The organism is Bradyrhizobium sp. SYSU BS000235, from assembly GCF_049747295.1.
Classification (GTDB): Bacteria; Pseudomonadota; Alphaproteobacteria; order Rhizobiales; family Xanthobacteraceae; genus Afipia.
This window is the reverse complement of record NZ_JBMHJM010000001.1, coordinates 3,823,908-3,844,398: the sequence shown is the minus strand read 5'-3', so window position 1 is coordinate 3,844,398 and position 20,491 is coordinate 3,823,908. Positions and strand designations below refer to the sequence as shown.

Annotated in this window: 5 protein-coding genes; 1 reads left to right on the top strand and 4 read right to left on the bottom strand. The window is 60.3% G+C overall.

The features are described 5' to 3' along the window. Positions 1-41 precede the first annotated feature (41 nt). A complete protein-coding gene (locus ACP0KA_RS17865) occupies positions 42-15,995 on the bottom strand; it encodes a DUF5801 repeats-in-toxin domain-containing protein (RefSeq protein ID WP_424630070.1) in 15,954 nt (5,317 codons plus the stop codon). Positions 15,996-16,248: 253 nt separating this feature from the next. Between ACP0KA_RS17865 and ACP0KA_RS17860 the strand changes: the two genes are divergently transcribed. Continuing rightward, positions 16,249-16,632 carry a hypothetical protein gene (locus ACP0KA_RS17860; protein ID WP_424630069.1) on the top strand — a complete coding sequence of 128 codons (384 nt, stop codon included), beginning with the start codon at positions 16,249-16,251 and terminating at the stop codon, positions 16,630-16,632. 224 nt (positions 16,633-16,856) lie between these two features. On the opposite strand, the gene ACP0KA_RS17855 is transcribed toward ACP0KA_RS17860, so the two are convergent. The 3 genes from ACP0KA_RS17855 to ACP0KA_RS17845 form a co-directional block, all read right to left on the bottom strand. Next, positions 16,857-17,108 (bottom strand): hypothetical protein, encoded by a 252-nt coding sequence (locus ACP0KA_RS17855; RefSeq protein WP_424630068.1) that lies wholly within the window; start codon positions 17,106-17,108, stop codon positions 16,857-16,859. A gap of 142 nt (positions 17,109-17,250) precedes the next feature. Further along, the gene (locus tag ACP0KA_RS17850) at positions 17,251-18,570 is read right to left on the bottom strand and encodes an HlyD family type I secretion periplasmic adaptor subunit (RefSeq protein ID WP_424630067.1); all 1,320 of its coding nucleotides are present in this window, start codon (positions 18,568-18,570) and stop codon (positions 17,251-17,253) included. Next, the gene (locus ACP0KA_RS17845) at positions 18,567-20,336 is read right to left on the bottom strand and encodes a type I secretion system permease/ATPase (RefSeq protein WP_424630066.1); all 1,770 of its coding nucleotides are present in this window, start codon (positions 20,334-20,336) and stop codon (positions 18,567-18,569) included. Before ACP0KA_RS17845 ends, ACP0KA_RS17850 begins: the two co-directional genes overlap by 4 nt. Positions 20,337-20,491: the final 155 nt, after the last annotated feature.

Genomic DNA, 20,491 nt, shown 5'->3' with positions numbered 1-20,491 from the left:
CGGAATGATCCGGCGGGCTTTTGATGTTGTTGTCTTGCGGCTTAGCCGGTCACCACGTGATCGTGACCATCGAAGTAGATCTTGATCGGATCGCCGCCACCACTCGTGTGAGCACCGGCAAGCAAGAACGTATTCTGCGCATCGGTGAAATTGCCGTTGCCTGATGTATTCACCCGGACAAGCAGATCATCACCTGACACCGACACCTTGACGAAGGAATTGATGTTATCGCCAGGGTCGAAAGCGGCATCCAGTAAGGACGACAGATCGAGCTTGTCACCCTCGCTGAAGTTGTAGTCGACGATCGTATCCTGATGACCGGTGCCTTGCGCGCCGAGATCGGCCTTGAAGGTATCTGCCCCCTTGCCGCCGGAAAGGATGTCATTCCCTTGACCGCCGTTGAGGATGTCGTTGCCATCTCCCCCAAGCAGCAGATCGTTGCCCGAACCGCCGTTCAGAGTGTTGGAGCCACCGTGGTAGGCGGCCAGCACGTCATTGCCACCGAGGCCCTCAAGCGTCTGTCCAGCCGCCGTGCCGACCATGAGGTCCGCACCGGTCGTTCCGCTGCCAACGGCAGTCGGAAGTGCTTTCCAGGTGGCAAGATCGAGATAGTTATTCTGTCCTTCCGTCGGATCCGGCGCTGCGAGACCGAGGTTGGCGCTCTCAAACTGATCCGCCTTGGCGTGCCATGACGAACCGCTCAGATCGAGATCATGATGATCTGGATCGGTGAGGAAGCTCCGCAAGTTGTCCCGCTGGGTCGCGTTGTTGAGGATCTCATTCAACTGATCGCCGGTGAAAACGACGCGTATCGTGTCGGTGGTACTGCCATTCTCTCCGCCGCGGTAAGTCGTCGGATCAGTCGCGAGATGGTTCCAGCCGGTCGTGATGTTGTCGCTGCCGCTACCCAAATCAATCAGCGTTTGATGGATGTTGAAGGTGTCGGCCAACGGAAGGTTCTGACCGGTCCCACCGCCGATATAGTTGTCGTTGACATTGATCGTTGCGGTATCGCTCGCGCCGTGATTGTCCGTAATCGTGACAGTGATTTTATCGGATGAATCGTTGTTCAGATCGTAGGTAAGGTGATTGTCGGCGATGAAGGCATTGATCGCCGCAAGGGTACCGGTCAGCGTCATCGACGTCGTGTTGTTGCCACCCACCGTGACATCCGAATTGCCTGTTGCCAGGAACCGGGCGCTGCCGTCGTTCGTCTGCAACGTCACTGTCATAGCTGCAGTGTCAGATCCGGCATCCGCGAACTTGAGCAGGTTCAACTTTGTGACCATGTCCGCGTTATTCGTCGAAGCTGGCCCAAAGTTGAAAGCTGCGGGAGCCCAGATGACCGGCGCCGTGTTGACATCGAACGTAATGGTGTTCGGTGTCGGATCAGTGTCGACACCGCCGTTGTTGGTGCCTCCGTTGTCTTTCACCTGGAAGGTGAAGGAGGCATAGTTGTCACCGATGTCGCCGAAGCCCGCCGTAAACTTGAGACCCGAGATCTTGTCAGCTGCAATCTCCTGGCCGGCAACCACGGTAATGCCATTCAACTTTAGCGTTCCATCGCTCGGGACGGTCGTGATGATCACCGACTTCAGTTCATTCGCTGGACTATCGTGCGTGTCCGAGAAGCCGAAATCGGCGGCCGAGAACGTTTTGCTGCCGCCTGGGGACAGCACGATTTCGTTGTCGGTGCCGGACGGCGCGTCGTTGACCGGCGTGATGCTGACAGTCGCCGTCGCGGGCGATCCGTCCTGCGTTCCGTTGTTATCGACGGCGGCATACTTGAACGATGTTCCGGCCGTATCGTCCGACGACGCAGGTTTGAAGTAAACCGTTGCCGAGTTGTTCGAGGCCGAGATCGTATCGCCGTTTCCGATCGCATGCTGGAGTGCCGCGTCGCTGTAAAGGGTCACGCCGCTCGGCAACCCGGAGATCTTGAACGAGTTGACCGTACCATCGACGTCGCCTCCGGTCAGGGAGATTGCAACCGAGCTTGCCCCCTCACTAGCGGATACCGACACATCGTTCGTCGTCGGCGCATCGTTCGTCGGCGTTACATGAACGGTCGTCGTCGCAACGTTGGATGCGTTGCCGTGATCGTCCGTCACTGTCACATGAATCGCGCGGTCATCCGATCCCGGATTGTCCGACGTGTTCTGATAGGTCACCGCCTTGATCGCCGACTGATAGTCGGCGAGCGATGCGTGGCCCGACAGGTTCACTGTGATCTGCCCCGCCACCGAGGTATCGATGCTGTAGTGGATACCTGTAGGCAGGCCGCCGACCGCGAGAACGTCACCGGCCTTGGCGTCGGTCAGCACGATCTTTGCCGACTGCATCGTGCTGTCGTCGGTGTCGGTGATCGTCGGCCCTGCCGGCGCGATCGAAATCGCGTCGCCGTTTTCGGTGAAACTTCCAACGTGATCCACGGACGTCGTAACCTTCGTGTACGCGATGTTCACGTTGTCGATGTAGTAGAATTCATCCTCTTCAAGACCTGTTTCCATCCGGAAGCGGACGGAGGAGTCGGGCCCGATCTGCGCTGCAGTCAGATCGATGTCGAAGTTGGTCGTGCCGTTGCTGGCGCTTCCGAGCACCCGGCCGATTTCCTGCCACGTTGCGCCGTTCCAGGCCTCGATGATGAGATCCTCTCCACTGTCAGCACCGTCCTGCACAACGCTAAAGGTGAGTTTGGCAGATGTTGCACCCGTGAGATCGACATCACGAGAAATCGACGCCGCACCGCCGCTGTTGTTGTCATCGTCATTGTCACCAAAGCGGAGACGTTCGTTCCCGCTGTTGCCGGTAATGCGTATGTCACCGCTCGACACACCGCCGTTGCTGCCGCCTCCGTCATCACTTTCAGCCCAGGAACCGCTCCAGCCCGATCCGCCATTATATTTCGACGACGAGAAATTATCGGAGACATTCCCGCTTGTGCCAGGCTCATTCAGGTGCAGCACCGGCGGCTGGTTCGGAACGTCGACCACCGTGACCGTCAGCGTAGCGCTCGCCGAGTCGCCGTCACCGTCGACGATCTGGTAGGTGAACTTCTCGTCCGTCGTCTCGGTCACGCCATTGGGCGGGGCGCTGTATTCCCACGCACCGGTGTGGAAGTTGAACTCAAGCGTGCCGCCGAGCGACGTGGTCGCCGTCAGTTCCGGCGTATGCTGCGCTACACTGTGTCCGTCGCTGGCGCTGATGTTGCCGGTCTCCGGATCATAGGTGTAGGTGACGTCGCCGACCTTGATCGAGTGGATATGCCCACCGTCAGCGCCGAACGAGATGTCGTCGATGGTGCCGACGGTGCTGTCCTGTCCGGACAGAATATTGCCGGAGATTTCGCTCGGCAAAGATCCTTCCAGGGTCGCCGCGAGCTGATCAGGGTCTTCGACCGCAATCGCCTGGTCGCCCGATCGAGGCGCCATCGGATTCAGGAAGCTGGTGTCGTCGATGCCACCGAAGCCGACTGCGTAGACCTTGTCGACACCGGCATCATTGAGGAAGTTTTGCCAGTTGCTCTTCTCCGTTTGCGTGTCGACCGCAGAACCCCCGGTCGGATCACCGTCGCTGAGGAACAGCAAATGGGTCTGATCCGCTTCCGTCAGGTGAACATTGTCTTGGAAGTGAGTGGCCACCTGCTGAGCCGTCGTGTCGTATTTGGTCGCAGCGACGAGATCGCCGGAGTCGTAGCTGTTCACCTCGTTGATCGCGTCCTGCACGTTGGTGAACGTGCCCTCATAGTGAGCGCCGTTGTTGAAGGTGTAGATCACGATCTCATTGAAGTGCACGCCCGAGCTGTGCAGATAGTTCGTGACAGCCTGCTGCATCAATTCGAGGCGCGTCAGCCCCTGAACGCCGGAATTGTCGTCCATGCTCGCCGACAGATCGATAACCAGGATGGCATTCAGCGTCGGCGTGCTGCCCTCCGTGACGCTGGCCGTTTGGTCATGCGCCACCGGAGTGTCGTCGTTGAACGTCACCGTCAGGGTGCCCTCGGTCGTGTCGTCCGACGAGTCTTTGACCTGATACGTCAGCTGCACGGTGGCGTCATTCTCGCCACCACCGTCGTCATGCAAGACCGGCTGAAGCAAGGTCAGTTCGTAGTTGTCTTCTCCCTGACCGGCGCTCTCATCCACCACGATCTTGAAGATATCACCGCGGTCTTCGGACGTTGCAGTGAGCGTGTGGCTGTCGGCATCCCAGTGATAGGTCACACTCTCGGTGCCCACCGTCCCGTGCTGACCTTCCATCGGCGCGAAGCCGATCGGATCGGAATCCGCCGGGCCATCCGCCTTGTAGTTGTGCGGCAGCAGGCCATGCGCGACATTTTCCGGAGACGGAAGGGTGACGTCGCCATTGCTTGCGTCGCCCGGGTTGCCGTGCGGCAGGCCATCGTCGTCGACACTGGCCGTCGCCGTTCCGGCGGTCGGCAGCGAGTTCGCGTTGGTGACCGTGACGGTCTGCGTCGCCTCCGAGATATCGCCATCGCCATCAGTGACGCGATAGGTGAACGAGCCGTCGATATTTCCTGTCGACGAATTGTTCTCCGGATCGAATGTCCACGAACCGTCGCCATGGAAGGTATAAGCGCCAACACCGGTCACGTCCTTGGTGTAGCCGCCATGGCCATCCGAGGCCCAGGTCGAGATGTCTACGAACTCGCTGGATCCCGGCAGCTTGACGTGCGTCACGGTCGCGCCGTCCGCACCAGCCACGAAGTCCAACGTGCCATTCTGAGGACCGGCCGTTTCCGCGAAGCTCAGCGGATCGCCCGCGGTCGCATGCGGCACGTCATCCTTGATGTCGATCGTGATCGTCGAGGTCGAGGTGTTGCCGTGGCTGTCCGTCACCGTATAGCTGAACAGATCCTTCTGCTGGTCGGTGCCCGTCCCTTGGCTGCTGTGATGCGGGTCGTTCGAGGTCAGCGTGTAAGTGTAGTGCCCATCGGCATCGATCTGCAGGACACCGTACGCGCCGTCCACCGTGATCGAACCGCCGCCGACATTCTGCGCCGCTCCCGATCCCGTGATGCTGGTCACATGCGGTGTGTCCGCGTCGCCCAGCGTCAGGCTGCCGCTGACTGTTTCAGCATCACTGGTTGGATTTGATCCGGTGTGGGTCGAGGCCTGGATATCGTCGGGCGCATCACCCGGACGAATATCCTTCGTGGTGTCAAGCGCCGCTTCGTCCACCTCGGCGGTCGTCGCCACGAGATGCGGACTGCCGTCAGACACGGTGATGGTGAGCGTCGTCTGCGACGTATCCCCATCGCGATCGGTGATGGTGTAGGAGAAGGAATCCTGCCCCGGATTATTGGCGAATGCCTCATACGTGTAGGATCCGTCGCTTCCGACCTTCAGGACACCGTGGTTGCCGGTCAGAACGCCCTCGCTGGAGGCACCGCTCCATACGATCGAGCCAAGACCATCGGCACCGACAGCGTCGTGGCCCACGGCATCGGTGATGACATTGCCGTGCACCGCATCGCCTGACTGTACGGTATTAACATCCGCCACAACCGTCGGCGCGTCATCGTTGAACGTGATCGTGAGGTGACCATCGGCCGTCGAACCATCACTGTCCGTGACGGTGTACGGCAACTGGATCCCGGCGTCGCCGCCTTCGGCGTTGTCGCCCGCCGTGTGCAGCACGTTTTCGTTCAGCGTGACCTGGTAGTCGCCCGTGGCCGGATCGGTTATCTTCACCGTGAACAAGACGGTGTTGAGACGGCTCTGGTAGGGGCTTTCAGTCACCGTCGCGATCAGCGTGTGCGTGTCGCTCGACCAAGTGTACACGACTTTCTCGCCGCCAATGTTTCCGTCGCCGTCCGTGAAGCTGAACGCACCAGCGCCATCCTTGCCCATGGTGCCGGCAAGCGTTCCGGTAAAGACGGCTTCGTTGTGGTCATCGGTTGCATCGTTGTGGTTCGCGTCGATATCACCGTCACCCTGGGCCTGGACCGGATTGCTGCCGCTCAGACCGTCATCGTCTACGGTCGCGGCAGATTCACCAGCGGTCGGCTTGTTGGCGTCGGTCACGCCAATATGGATATCCGCCGTCGACGGGTCGCCGTCACTATCGGTCACGGTGTACGTCGTATGCGCATCCACCGCGGCACCGTCGGTATTGTGCACCGCCTCGTCCGCTGTGAAGACGTACGATCCATCGGCCTTCACCTTGATGGAACCGCCGTCGATATGGATCGACTGCGAGTAGCCGTGGTCAGCCGGATCGAAGGTGAGTTGCACGCCGCCGATATGCGTGACAGTTGCGCCGTCGGCACCACCATCGAATGCCAGCTTGCCTTCGATCGATGCACCTTCCGCGACGGTTTGCGTCTCAGACATCGCGTGCGGCACATCGTCCTTCACATCGACAGTGAAGTGGCCGTTGACCGCGTCGCCGTCGCCATCCTTGGCTGTGAAGCCGAAAGTGACGTTCAGATCCGAAACTTCGCCGGACGGCAAATCGTCGAGCGGCTGCCGCAGCGTGAAGTCATAGGCACCGTTCGGGTTATTGCTATCCTGCGACAGCTTCACCGAGAACACGACATTCGCGCCGTCGATCGCGGTCGGAGCCGAGTCGCCCGTGTAGCCTACCAGCGTCATGGAATCGAGCAGCGCGTAATGGACTTCCTGGCCATGCGAGGTCAGCGTCGCCGGATCAACGTGTTGGTGGTTGCTGTTCTCGATCGTGACGTTGTGGACCGCCGTATCAAGATCGGTGAAGGACACCGCGCCATGAGTCAGCGGCGCGCTGCCGGTGTTGAGAACGACGTTATCGACGACGACGGAGCCGTTTAAATTAAGTGTATTGTTCTCCGACCAGCCGTTTATAGGCTCGATCTTGAGCGACGACAGCGAAACGTTATCAAAAGCAGTACCCGCCGCGTGGAATGTGGCTGCTGGATCGCCAAGGTTGATCAACGCGCCGACGTTGAAGATCACAACAATTGTCTCATGGGTATTCGCATCGACGCCGGTCAGGCGCAGGTTGTCCGCCTCCACCTTGTTGCTCGTACCGTAGATGCCCAGATCCATCTGGGTAATCGTAAATGGCTGGCCGCCATTTTCGATCGTAATCGCACTGCCATATAGCTGGATCCCGTGCTGAACACCGAGATTATCGACTACGTTTGCGATGCCTTGGTCGGTATGGAAGGTAAAGCCATCGTGGGTGTACTGGTTGCCCGGTAGCGGCCCGTTCACCGCGTCATTGAAATCAATAGTATGCGGCGTGCCATGGTTGGCCGGAGCGCCGGGCGTGCCCGGACCATCCGCGCCGAAGTGGATGTCCAGCGAACCATGGGCGGTCGCAGGCGTCGTCTGAGTGAGGCCCACTTCGCTCGTCAGCTTGTCTTCCGGCGATCCAATGACCGGGCTGTCGTCGTCGATGTTGATCGACAGCGTGCCTGTGCTCTTGGAGTCGTTGTCCCCGTCGGTGACGGTGAACGTCAGATTGATGTCGAGATTGTCTTCGAACGACATCTTGTCCGGCGCAGCGGCGGAATCGTCCGTCAGCGGATGATCGACGGCATGCAGCAGCGTGAACGTATAGGCACCGGTCGACGCATCGGTGATGGTGACCTTGAACGCCGAATTCGCATCGCTCGGATGTCCGGCATCCGTCGTGGCCCACAGCGTGTTGCCGATCCAGACATAGCTCAGAGCAACGTGGCCCATCGTGATGGCGGCGCCGCCGGTCGTTTGGACCGCGCCCGTCATGGTTTCGAACGTCAGCGACTTCAGGCCGTCAGCGCCGGCCGTGAACGAAAGATGACCATCGATGGCGACTGGAGACGGATTGGCGAGATTATCGCCGTCCTGAACGTCGGCATTCCCGGTTGAAAGATTATCCTCATCGACCGCAAGCGACGTGTTGCCTGCGGTTGGAATGTCATCCTTCACATCGATCGTCAGCGTCTGTTGAACAGTGTCGCCATCGGCATCGTGAGCAACGATAGTAAAGTTGAACTCACGGGTGTCGGCGGCCGATCCGCTGTGATCGATGCTTTGGAACTGGGTATAAATATAGGTGCCCTCGCCGCTCTCGTAGAGCGTGACCAGGAACACCGGCGTGTGGCTCGTATCGCCTTCCTTATACGCGACAAGCTGCTCATAGTCGGACGTAGACTGAATTTCGTAAAGCAGCTTGACGCCGCCCGATTCCAAGTCAGGCCCGATGACGTTGCCATGCTCGTCCTTGGCGAACGTCAAATACTTGGCCTCGCCGTTGTCCGCGCCCCAATTGATGTGAAGCGAACCACCGCCAGATTGGGCAATGCCAACACCTGTATGCGGTGGATTGGTGGGATTCCGGTCGCTCGGCAGATTGGCCTCGTCAACCGTGATCTTATCGGCAAGCGCGGTAACCTGCGGTACGTCGTCCTTGACGGTGACGGTGATATTGCCGGTGGCGGTGTCGCCATCCGTATCGGTGGCAACGACCTTAATTCCACTGATCGTGATGGTGTTTTCGTCGTGACCGTTCGGGTGCGGGAAGTTATCCAGCAGCGTAGCCTTGATTGATACAGCACTGGTATTTCCGCCCGCAGGGTCGGGCAGACCACCCGTGACAGTAAGCTCGACGCTGATGGCATCGATGCCGCCGATCTTGCCAATCAGATGCGTATCATCGACGCGCGTCCAGACGATGTCCTTACCGCTGATGCCATCGACGTTCGTCGTGATGCCGTTGGTCCCGGCGGCGAATGCGATCGACTGGATGTTGTCGGAGCCCGACGTGAAGTTCAGCGAATGACTGCTGTCCTGCTCGGCGGTGCTGGACGGATTCGTCCCTGTGGCGTTCGCATTGCCAAGCGCCTCTTCATCCAGCGCAATGGTGATATCGCTGCTGACGGTCGGTTTCGCGCCATCCTTGACGTTGATCGTCTGCTTCGCGCTGTCGGTATCGCCGTCACCATCGGTCAACGTATAGGTGAACGAAGCATCGACGCCGTTGGCATTGTTCAGATTGCTGTTCGCTGTAAACGTCCAGTTGCCATGGTTGTCGAACGTGTAAACACCGAGCGACGTGGTCACGGTCGTTGCCGAACCATTCTGCGGAACGGAATAGTCGTGTCCGTCGACATGAACCTTCGTCACCGTGGCGCCATCGGAGCCTTCAGTGTCGTTGGCCATGACGTTTCCGCTGATCGCAGATCCGCCCTCTGTAACACTCTTCTGACTGTCGTTGACTGCCGTCGGACCATCATCGCCGAAACGGATCTTGTCGCCGATGTTGACGTAATCCGTTGCGGTATCGCCGTCGGAATCGGTGACGCTGACCTGCGCAGCAATCAAGCCGTTGAGGTCCACATTCTCGTCACTGGACGAGGTATCGGGATGAGACAGCGACAGATACTGTACGATGCTGACGCCGCCGTCCTGATCGATATGGATCGCAAACGCGGCAACGTCAGTCTGATCGACGTGGCCGTTACCATCGGCATCCACCCGGCCGACGATCAGGTCACCTTCCTTGGAGAGAATGATCTTGTGGTGATCCGTGGTGGTCAGACCGGAATCGCGCTCAAAGCCATCAGTGGCCGGCTTACCGGTGGATCCATCGATCAACTGAAGTGACAGGGTCTGCGACGCCGCCGGCGCATCGGCGCCGACCCTCACCGCCGTATTCACCAGCGGAAGCAGGCTGTGCGCATAACCGATAGCGCCCGATCCGCTCACATGAGGATCATCGCCCGGATTTACGACGCCACCTGCGCCAGTGAAGATGGCCTTGACCGCTGCGTCGTTGGTGTCCTCGAGGAATTGAACGCCAGGGGTTTCGTCATGCTGCACGACGCCGAGGAACGTGCGCGAGATCGAAACCTCCGGAACGTCATCAACGATCTTGATCTGGAAACCGCCGTCGAGCGTGACGGAATCGCCATCGCCATCCGTGGCGACAATGATGTGGCCGAAGTCGATGCCGGAGATCGAACCTGTATCGCCGGACCGCAGGTCCGTGTTCGTATCACCGCCCGCCACATGGACGAGTTCGTCGTAGAGACGGAATTCGAATGAACCGTCCGGATTCAGCGTCAGCGTGAAGACCGGGTTGCCTTGCGGTCCGGGCTCGTTGGCGGTGAGGACGTTGCCGACCAGGGTATAGGTCAGCTCCTTGCCATTCTCCGGAAGCGCGGTCTGCTTGGAGTACAGGTGCAGGCTTTCCATGTAGGCGAGGACCGTCGCCTTGTCGGCGAATGCGAAACCTCCGTGACCCGGCCCATCAGCACCGAATTTAACAGCGCCAGCGAGCGTTCCGGTGACCTTGGCCGGGCCTGCGTCGAAAATGTTCGCATCGGTGCCGACCGACCACTGAGTCAGAATGTCGTTCTCGTTAACCGAGACCGACACCGCGCCGCCATTGACGAGGATCGGCAGATCATCGTCGACGCCGACAGCGAAGGTGCCCTTGGCACTGTCGCCGTCGGAATCCGTCGCCGTGAAATTGAACTGCAGCGCGATATCGTTCTCGGATGCGCCCGGTGCATGATCGAGGTTGTCGTGCAGCGTGAACTTGAACGAGCCGGAATCGTCGTCCGACAGCGTCACGTCCAACACAAGCCGGTCGCCATTGCCGTAATGGCCGTCGCCGTTGTCGACGTATCCAACCAGTTTGGTGTTGTTGTCGGTGAGCGCGAAGTGAACCGCCTCGCCGTTGGAGGTCAGTGAATTGACACCGAGAACGGAGACATTCGCATCGGTGAAGGTGAGGCTGCGGCCGGTCAGCGCGCTGTTGGCACCGTCCTGAATGCCGTTGACGTCATTCACATCGCTCTCATCGGAGCCCCACTTGACGCCGAGCGTGCCGCCGACGGTGACGTTGCCACCAACGGCGGTGCCATCCGGCCCGTCGCCGGGCTGTGAATCGCCGATGCCGTGGGCCTGAGAGTTATTCAGCGCATCTTCATCGACGACGCCGTTCAGCGCGAACATCTTCACATTCGCAATGTAGGTGCCGTGGTAGCCCTCGCCCTGCAGAGGCTGGCCATTGAAGGTGCCGTCGATCGGCGCAGTGCCCTCGCCGACTTCCTTGAAGGTCAACTGGTCGGTGGCCGGATTGCCGCTGCCGGTGACGATGAACGCAAACTTCTCCATCTGGCCGCTCGACACGTTGGTGTCGATGACGCCGATGAGCGTGTTGTTCCACCACACTTCCATCTTTGCGGTGGACGGGAACGGTGCACCGACCTCGAGTTCGAGCACGTATTGCTGGCCCGCGACGAGATGAGGCGAACCGTTCGCACCGATCTGCTGGGTCAGATCGTAGTTGCCGGGCGAGCCGCCCATGTCGATCATGTCGCCGCCGGTGGACGAGTGCAGCCCAAGATAACCATCCACCGGGCGTTCGAACTGGATGCCGTTCGTCGGCGGCAGGCTCGGATCACCTGAGATCGACCAGCCGGGCACGTCAGTTGCGGAGGATCCCCACCAGGCCGGCGTGCTCCAATTTCCATCGTGGAAATCACCGTTGGTGATGTACTCGGTGCCGTTGGAGGCCACCACCGGGACGTCGTCGGTAACGCGGATCGTAATCGAGGACGACGCGGTGTCGCCGTCGCCATCGGTGGCGGTGATACCGAAATTCAGATTCAGCGTGTTCTGGCCATCGCCGGTCGGATGGTCGAGCGCCCCCTTCAGCTCAAACGAAAACGCGCCCGATGGATCGCCATTCGGGTCGAGCGAGAGCGTGAAGATCACGTTCGATGGCGAGTGATCGCTTCCCTTGTACGCGGTCAGAACCTCGCCGCCATGGCCATCGGGCGTGATTTCGTAGGTCAATGCCACGCCGCCCGAGGTCAGGCCTCCCGCGACTGGAGTACCGTTCTTGTCGGTGATGGTGATGGTCGGATGCTCAGCATCCGATGCCGCGAGCGTCAGCGCCTTGGCGCCGTCCGAACCCCAGCTGATGCCGAGCGGCTTGTCGTTGATCGCGGTGTAATCATTGGTGTCTGCCGGATTGTCGGACGCATCGTTGCCATGCGGCAGGACGTCCTCATCCAGGGTCCAGTCGCGCTGGCCGCCGGAGGCCACCACCGGAACGTCGTCGGTGACGCGGATCGTGATCGAGGACGATGCAGTGTCGCCGTCGCCATCGGCGGCGGAGAAGCCGAAGTTCAGATTGAGCTTGCTATCGTTGTTGTCGCCGAACGGATGGTCGAGCGGTCCCTTCAGTTCGAACGAGAATGCGCCCGATGGATCTCCATTCGGATCGAGCGAGAGCGTGAAGATCACGTTCGTTGGCGAATGATCGGTGCCCTTGTACGCAGTCAGGATCTCGCCGCCGTGGCCATCGGAGGTGATCTCATAGGTCAGCGCGACACCACCCGATGACAGAGGGGCCGAAACAGCCGCACCGCTATCATTGGTTACAGTGATGGTTGGATGCGCATCCGTTGAGAGATGCTCACCCGTCGTCACGAAGGACAGCGCCTTCGCGCCATCCGCGCCCCAATGGACGCCCAGCGCCTTATTGCTAACCTCGAATCGATCAGCGTCCTGCGGATTGTCGAACGCGTCATTTCCGTTCGCGAGACGGTCTTCATCGAAAGTCCAGTCACGCTGGCCGCCGCTGATCGACGGACCATCGTCCTCAAAGCGGACAGTGCCGGAAATATCTGTGCTGCTGGTCGCGTGGTCGCCGTCTCCGTCGGTAACAGTGACGACCGCCTGAACGGTGCCGGGCTTCAGGTAGATGCCCTCGTCATTGCTGCCGGTATCGGGATGATGCAGCGAAACGTACTGCACGATGGACAGCGTGCCGTCGGCGCCGATGTGCAATGCAAAGGCCGCCGTATCAGCGGTATGGTCACCGTCCGAATCGTAACGGCCCACCACGAGGCCATTTTCAGCGAACAGATAGATTTCCTTGCCGTCGGTCGTCATGAGACCGGAATCCACGCCAGTCGGCGCGGACACCCCAAGCTCAACCTTGACCGAGCCAGCTCCGTCGGTGCCGTAATCCGGCGTGCCGAGCACGATGACCGGGTCCTTGCCATGGGCATATTGCGGCTGCCCGCCCATGTCGGGGTCGGAGCCCTTCAAACCCTGGACCGACGCAAACAGTGCGCTGACCTGGGAGGCGTCGACGTCATCGCTGCCGGGATCGATGCCCTGGGTTTCGTCGATGATGACGAGACCACCCAGCTTGACGTTGGCGAGGAACGTACCGGTGTTGTCACCGGCTGTGCCGACTTCTTCGAACGTCAACTGATTGTTGCCGTTGATCGCGGTGACATCGATCGAAATCGTCTGCATCACGCCCGGCTGCGGCGTGTAGATGCCGAGGGAGACGCCATTCCAGAACACTTCGAGCTTGGCGCTGCCGGCGTCAGCATCACTCGCCGCGCCGATCTCGAATGTCAGGTGATGGGTTCCGGCGCTGAGACCGGAAATGTCCTGGGTCAGTTTCAGGTTGCCGGGGGTCGCCTCCATGTCAACCATGACGCTGTCGGTCGGGCTGTCAGCGCCACGGTAGCCGTCGCCGACGCGCTCAAGCTGCACATTGGTTGCGCCATTAAGAGTTGCGGGACCAATATGCCATCCCTCCGCCTCGCCAGTGGTGTTGATGCCGCTACCGGCGCCCCACTGATCGTTGTTCGGCGTGAAGCCACCGAAGAACAGGCCATTGCCTGCACCGTTGGCCACTGAAATCTCCAGCGCCGCAGGACCGTCGTCCTGGAAGCCGATGCTGCTGGTGTCGTTGTTGGCGAGCACCACTGTCGCGGAGTCGGTTGCCTTGTCGCCATCACCATCAGTGACGGTCGTCGTCAACGTCACGCCAAGGCTCGCGCCCCCACTCAATTGCAGTAGCTGCGTGGAATCGAAGTCGTTGCCGTCAGCGCCATGATCGATCGGCATGTACTGCTCAACGACGAGCTGGCCGCCGGACAGACTGTCCGAATGATCCAATGTGATGCGGATGGCGATGTCACCCTCTGGGCCGCCGATGCGGCCGACGATGTGAGTGGCGTCTTCCTGGAAGAGATAAATCGAACCTTCATGGCCCGTGACCTTGAGCGTGGTTTCAACGCCTGCGCCCTGCCCTTCGCCGCCGCCAGTCAGGCTGAATGTGTAGGAATAGGTGATCGCCTTGCCGCCGTCTGCGCTCGCAACGCCGTCAGCGCCTGCGTGAATGGAAACATTGAACAATGATTCCAGGCCGCCGCGGGTTTCACCCTCACCCGCCGCGGTTGACACCTTGCCGATCGGATCGTGGCCGGTCGGGTCCGGCAGGGTGTTACCTGTGACATCGCGGTCCCCGTCAGGAGCACCATTCGCGCCGCGGTCGCCGCCGATCGATTCATCGAGCGACACGAGCAACCCATGCTCCTGCTGACCTTCGCTGCCGCGTTCAGTCGTGACAACAACAGTCGGCGTGTCGTCATCGATGTTGAATGTTAGCGTCGCGGACGACTTGTCGCCGTCGCCGTCAGTTGCGGTGTAGCTGAACTCGATCCGAATGTTGTCTTCCCAACCGATCTGGGTGCCCTCGGAACCATCGGTGGTTGACGGATGCACGAACGGTGCAGAAACGTCGAAAGTGTAGTTGCCTTCTGCATCGACCGTCAGGGTGAAGGCCGGATGTTCGACGGTGAAATGATTATCGGTGATACCGATCAGCTTGCCGCCGCCATTGACGTCCGCCTGCCAGACAAGCTTCACAGTCTCCGGTGTGCCGATGCCGGTGCCCGGATCGACGAAGATCACCTGAGGTGCCGCGCCATCAGCGCCAACCACCGCCACATGCGGCTGCCCGTCAGAGCCAGTGAACGCAACGGCCTTCAGGCCATCGGCGCCTGGCGCAATGTCGAGCTTGCCGGACACAGAGGTCGTTTCGCCGTCGGTATCGCCGTTCTTATTGCCGTTGAGGTCGCCACCGGTATTTCCCTGCGCCTGACCTTCATCATCGATGGTCGCAAATTGGATCTCGCCGTTGCCGCCTTCCTCTCCTTCGGCTTCACCGGTCGAGGTGTTGGTCGGTGCGCTGTCATGCGCGACCGGCGTGTCGTCATTGATTTCGAGGCTGAGCGTGGATGTCGCCGTGGTGCCGTTGGAATCCGTCACCGTGTAGGGGAGATTGAAGATGTCGCTGGTCTCGGTGTTGTCTGCCAGCGCGTCCGTATGGTGATGCAGCGGGCCCACCAGCGTGACGGTGTAGTCACCGCTCGTCGGATCGACGACGACCTTGAAGACATCGCCGTGACCATCATTGGCGGTCAGCGTGTGGGTCGCATCATTCCAGGTAAAGGTGAAGGTGATGCCGTTGATCACCTGTGTCGCGGTGCCGAACACAATGTTGCCCGGGCCATCAAGACCGAACGAGGCATTCAGCGTTCCGCTGAAGGTGTGCGGCGCATTGATGTCGCCGTCTCCGCCGGGGTTACCGGGGAGGCCTGGAATTTCGTCTTCGTCCAACGCGACAACACCGGTGAGCCGGGCCGACGGAATGCCGTTGATGAAGTCGTTCTGCCGAAGCAGCGTGTTGATGGTGAAGCTCGGCAGATCTTCCTGACCGAGAAGATCGATCGGGTTGCCCGCGGCGAGCGGATCAACGGTGACGCTGGTGAAGTTGGCGCCCGATGCCTGCGCGCCGGAGCCATTGCCGTCGCCCGCCGCCGGCAGGATCGAACGGTCTTCAGTGACGGGAAAGAGCGCGGCGAATTCGGCACCGGTCAGATCCCGGCCCGGCGAAACCTCAACCGTCAGTTCATTCAACGGCGCGCCATTGGCATCGAAGAACGGCTCAAGCGTGACCGTCGACTTGTTGTCGAACAGGATGATCAGCTTCTCGCCAATGTGCACCAGCGTGATGTTCTCGCCGGCGATGGATGAGAGATCGGCTTTGACGCTTCCGTCGTAGCTCAGCGGCACGACCACTGATTGATCGCCGAAGGGCTTCGTAACTTTGACGATGCGTGCTGGCGGCTTACCCGGGGTTTGAGTTGCAGTATTCGCCTGCGCAACCTGGAAAGGTCCGTTCATGCCAATGCCTCAAAAAAATAAAAAAGAAAAATCAATCCCGAATGGGATTGTTAAGAGCTTCTTAACGCTGATTTTCTCCTAATCAGAGGTTGCAGGTCAAGGAACCCGTATGGTGAATGAAGGATGTCTTCCTACTGTGGTTAAATCGCCACGGTCGGCATTCCTTTAGTCCGGGGTTCCGGCGGGCATTGACCCGGCCGACGACTCTTGATTGGTTAATGCGTTTGAATTTTTTAGTTTTTTTGGGGGCAGCATGCGCGCCAGATTCTTGAATGTTTTCAAAGCTTCCGCCGCCTCAGCGGCAATGCTTGCGGTCAGCACGTTAACGGCTGGGGCCGCCGACCTGGGGCTGATGGTGTCCCCCGGAGGGAGCGCGAGAGGCTGCTCCGATATCGTTCTGGCGTGTGAAAACGGCCGGGAGTACCCAATCTGCCCGATCGCCGTGAGCGTCGCAGGTGAGCTTGTGACGGCGTCGGTTCACACAGGTCCGCGCCGCTCCATCTACGTCCGGCTCGTGCCGATGGGCGTCGGTTATCGCTACGCCGGCAAGGGCTTCTGGATCGATGGCTGGCGCGAAAACGCCTCGGTCAACTTCGGCAACAACAGCTCGGTCGCCTGCGCCGTTCAGCGGTCCTGAACGACGATCCCGCGCTATTGAGAAATGCAAATGACGCGCTGGCCGGCGCGTCATTTTGAGTCATCCCCAACTATCCTGCTTCGCCCCCGGGTACGCTCTCGCGAGATCTGCGCTCGTTGAGAATTCCCTCGCCCGCAGCCTGTCTCGCACGCCTCAGCGCCACACGACTCAGATGTGGGCCATAGGGCTACCTCGGCGGCTGATCGGGAAGATGCGAAGCCGCCTTATCCGCGGGTACGCAACACCACGCGCGACGAGCGCGGATACATGTAGGCCTTAGGCCGAACATAGACCGGACAATGCTCGTACCAGCTGTGTTGCTGCCAGTTCCAGCGCCAGCAGCCTGACTCGATGGCCGGTTCGCGGCCGATGCCCGGCCAGTACGGCTCTTCACCGAAAGCCATCGCATCGCTGGAGCCGGCAACAGCGGCGACAAATGCAAGCGCCGAAAGGGTCTTGAGAATCCAATTGGACATTTCTGCCTCGAAATAGATTGATCAATTCCCCGAGCGTGCCAAACACCAAGCCGCCCGGCAAGCGCAATGTCTGGATCCGATCCCACGCGTCCTGACCCGGCTTACCAAGCAGCGCCGCCGTTGCGCCGCTCAAGCAGCAGCCTTATCGCTCCCTGAACGCGCGCGTGATCTGATCGGCGAGCGGTTTGACGAGATAGGACAACACCGTCCGGTCGCTGGTTTTGATGAACGACTCCACCACCATGCCGGGGACGATTTTCACGTCGCCAAGGCGCGCAATCTCGGACGGCGGAATACCGATGCGGACGTTGTAGTAGGACTGTCCGGTCCTCTGATCGGTGATGGTGTCGGCGGATATCCGATTGACGATCCCGTCGAGCTGCGGCGTGGTCCGGGCATTGAACGCCGAAAAGCGCAGCGATGCCGTCTGGCCCAGGACGAGTTGATCGATATCCTGCGGCGCGACCTTCGCCTCCACAGCGAGAAGGTCATGCGACGGCACGATGAGCATCATCTGCTCGCCGGGACCAACCACGCCGCCGACGGTGTGAACATTCAGTTCGTGAACGGTGCCGTCCTGAGGTGCCCGGATGTCGATCCGCTTCAGCTGGTCTTCCGCGGCAACCTTGCGTTCGCTAAATTCGCCGATCTTTCCCTCGACCTCGCGGAGCTCCTTGGCAACATCGCTGGCGAGCGTTTGATCGATTTGCAGGATCTGCAGGTTGATTTCAGCGGCTTTCCCGCGCGATTGCGCGATCGAAGCAATCAGTTGGGCTCGCTCACCACCGAGCCGGGCGGCCTCCCGTTCCAGCGATGTCAGGCGCGTGAGCTGGATCAGCTTTTTGTCCCACAACTCGGACACACCGGAGAGCTCACGTTGAATGAGGTCGATCTCCTGTCCCTTCGACGCCTGCTGCGCCTCTAGACCCTTCACTTCCTCGTTCAGCTGAACAATGCGCTCCTGAAGCTGTTCCTTCTGCCCTGCCCGCGCCGTCCGGCGCATTTCGAACAGCCGCCGCTCGCCCTCCATCACCTTCATGACGTAGGGATCGGATTGCCGGCTCTCGAACTCGGCCGGAACGCGGACCTGATCCAGACCGTCGCGCTCGCTTTCAAGACGCGCCGCACGCGCAACCAATTCATCCAGACCGTTCGCGACAATGCTGAGATTGGCACGCAACATCGTCTCATCGAGACGCACCAGCACATCGCCGGCATGAACGTAATCGCCATTGCGGACATTGAGCGCACCGACGACACCACCCGTGGGGTGCTGGACTTTCTTGACGTTGGAATCGACGACGATCGAACCCGGAGCGATCAGCGCGCCGGAAATATCCGTCGTTGCCGCCCAGCCGCCGGCACCACCGACCACCAAGAGCAACCCGAGGGCACCGAGGATCGAGTGCTTGCGAATGGACCGGATCGGGTCGAATTCAGCCGCGATTGTTGTGGCGGTCATCGCTGGCCTCCCGCAACTGCTACGACTTTGCCCGGCATCGGAGCCGGATGGGGCCGGAGAATTTGCGACAGCACTTCATCCTTTGGACCGAACGCCTGCTGGCGGCCACTGGTCAACGCCAGCACGTGATCCACACCAGCCAGCGCACTCGGACGATGTGCCACGACAACGACGATGCCGCCGCGCGCGCGAACGCCGAGGATGGCTTGCGTCAAAGCCTCGTCGCCCTCGGAATCAAGATTTGAGTTCGGCTCGTCGAGCACGAGAAGGAACGGATCGCCGTAAAGCGCGCGCGCTAGTGCAATACGCTGCTGCTGACCGCCCGACAGATTGCGGCCCTGCTCGCCCACCGGCGTGTCGTATCCCTGCGGCAGGCGCACGATCAGTTCGTGAACGCCCGCAGCCTTCGCCGCACTGACCACGGTGGCTGGATCGGCTTGCGGATCGAAGCGCGCGATGTTCTCGCCGACCGTACCTTCGATCAGTTCAACATTTTGCGGCAGAAAGCCGATGTAGCGTCCTCGGCTCTCGGGTGACCACTGATCAAGTGCGGCGGCATCGAGCCGTACGCTGCCGCGTGCGGCGGGCCACACGCCGATCAGAGCCCGGATCAGCGACGACTTGCCCGATGCGCTCGGACCGATGATTCCAACACCGCTTCCGCTTTTCAGCGCGAAGGTGATGTCCTGAACGATCGTCCGCGTCGACTGCGGTGGCGTGACTGACACACCTTCGACAGAGAGGGTATTCGATGGGGCCGGAAGCGGCGTCGGCTCGGGAGTGACGGGCAAGGTGTTGAACAGCTTCTCCAGCCGCGCGCGTGCCTGGCGGGCAGCGACCAGGCTTTTCCACTGCGAGATCGCGAGATCGACCGGCGCCAACGCCCGCGCCGAAAGAATGGACGACGCAATGATGATGCCCGCGGTCGCCTGCTGGTTGATGACGAGATAAGCGCCGACCGCGAGCACCACAGACTGCAGCAGCATCCGGAAGACTTTGCTGATCGAGCCGAGACCGTCGGTGACGTCGCTCGCCTTCAATTGCTTGACGACGTAACCCCGATTCATGGCCTGCCAGCGAGTGTGCAGACGATCCGTCATACCAAGCGCAGTGATCACTTCCGCGTTCCGGCGGCTCAATTCCGCAAGGCGGGAACGTTCGGCGCCGGCCTGGGTGGCTTCCCGCACGCTGTTCTTGGAATACATCTCGGTGAGCAACGTCAGCGCGACCAGGACGATGGCGCCAACGAGAACGGTGACGCCAATCCAGACATGGAAGGCGAAACAGATGACGAGATAGAACGGCAGCCATGGAATATCGAACAAGGCTGTCATTCCGCGTCCGGAGAGATAGCTGCGGATCGTATCGAGATCGCGAACGGGCTGAATGCCTTCACCCCCCGATGGGGCCTGCAACGGCAGTCGCACGACAAGGCGATAAACACGCTCCGTCAGCGTTGCATCAAGACGCATTCCGATCCGGCTCAATAGCCTGCCTCGAATTGCATCGAGCAGTCCCTGGAACAGGTAAAGCACAACAACAAGCGACAGGAGACCAACGAGGGTTGGCACGCTCCGGCTCGGGATCACGCGGTCGTACACTTCGAGCATGAACAACGAGCCGGTCAGCGCGAGGAGATTAAGAACCGCGCTGAACAGACCGAATGCAATGAATGCGCTGCGGCAGGCTGAGAGCGCCCGCCCCAATTCGGATTTCGCGGAAGCAGCGAGAGATCCGCGCGCAGCCGTCACTGAGGAACCGGACATATTTGGAAAAACCATGGCGTGGCCGAACACAAAAAGCCTGACGACATTGCACGCGCAGCACGCCGGGCGACACTCAACAAACGCAACGGCATGAAATTCACGCCATTTCCCCAGTGACATAAATCAGAATTGTAACAGTCCTCTGACAAAGAAAA

Bases quoted from the DNA above. Each gene is read 5' to 3' on its own strand.
- ACP0KA_RS17865 (WP_424630070.1), bottom strand. From the start codon at position 15,995: ATGAACGGACCTTTCCAGGTTGCGCAGGCGAATACTGCAACTCAAACC.
- ACP0KA_RS17860 (WP_424630069.1), top strand. From the start codon at position 16,249: ATGCGCGCCAGATTCTTGAATGTTTTCAAAGCTTCCGCCGCCTCAGCG.
- ACP0KA_RS17855 (WP_424630068.1), bottom strand. From the start codon at position 17,108: ATGTCCAATTGGATTCTCAAGACCCTTTCGGCGCTTGCATTTGTCGCC.
- ACP0KA_RS17850 (WP_424630067.1), bottom strand. From the start codon at position 18,570: ATGACCGCCACAACAATCGCGGCTGAATTCGACCCGATCCGGTCCATT.
- ACP0KA_RS17845 (WP_424630066.1), bottom strand. From the start codon at position 20,336: ATGTCCGGTTCCTCAGTGACGGCTGCGCGCGGATCTCTCGCTGCTTCC.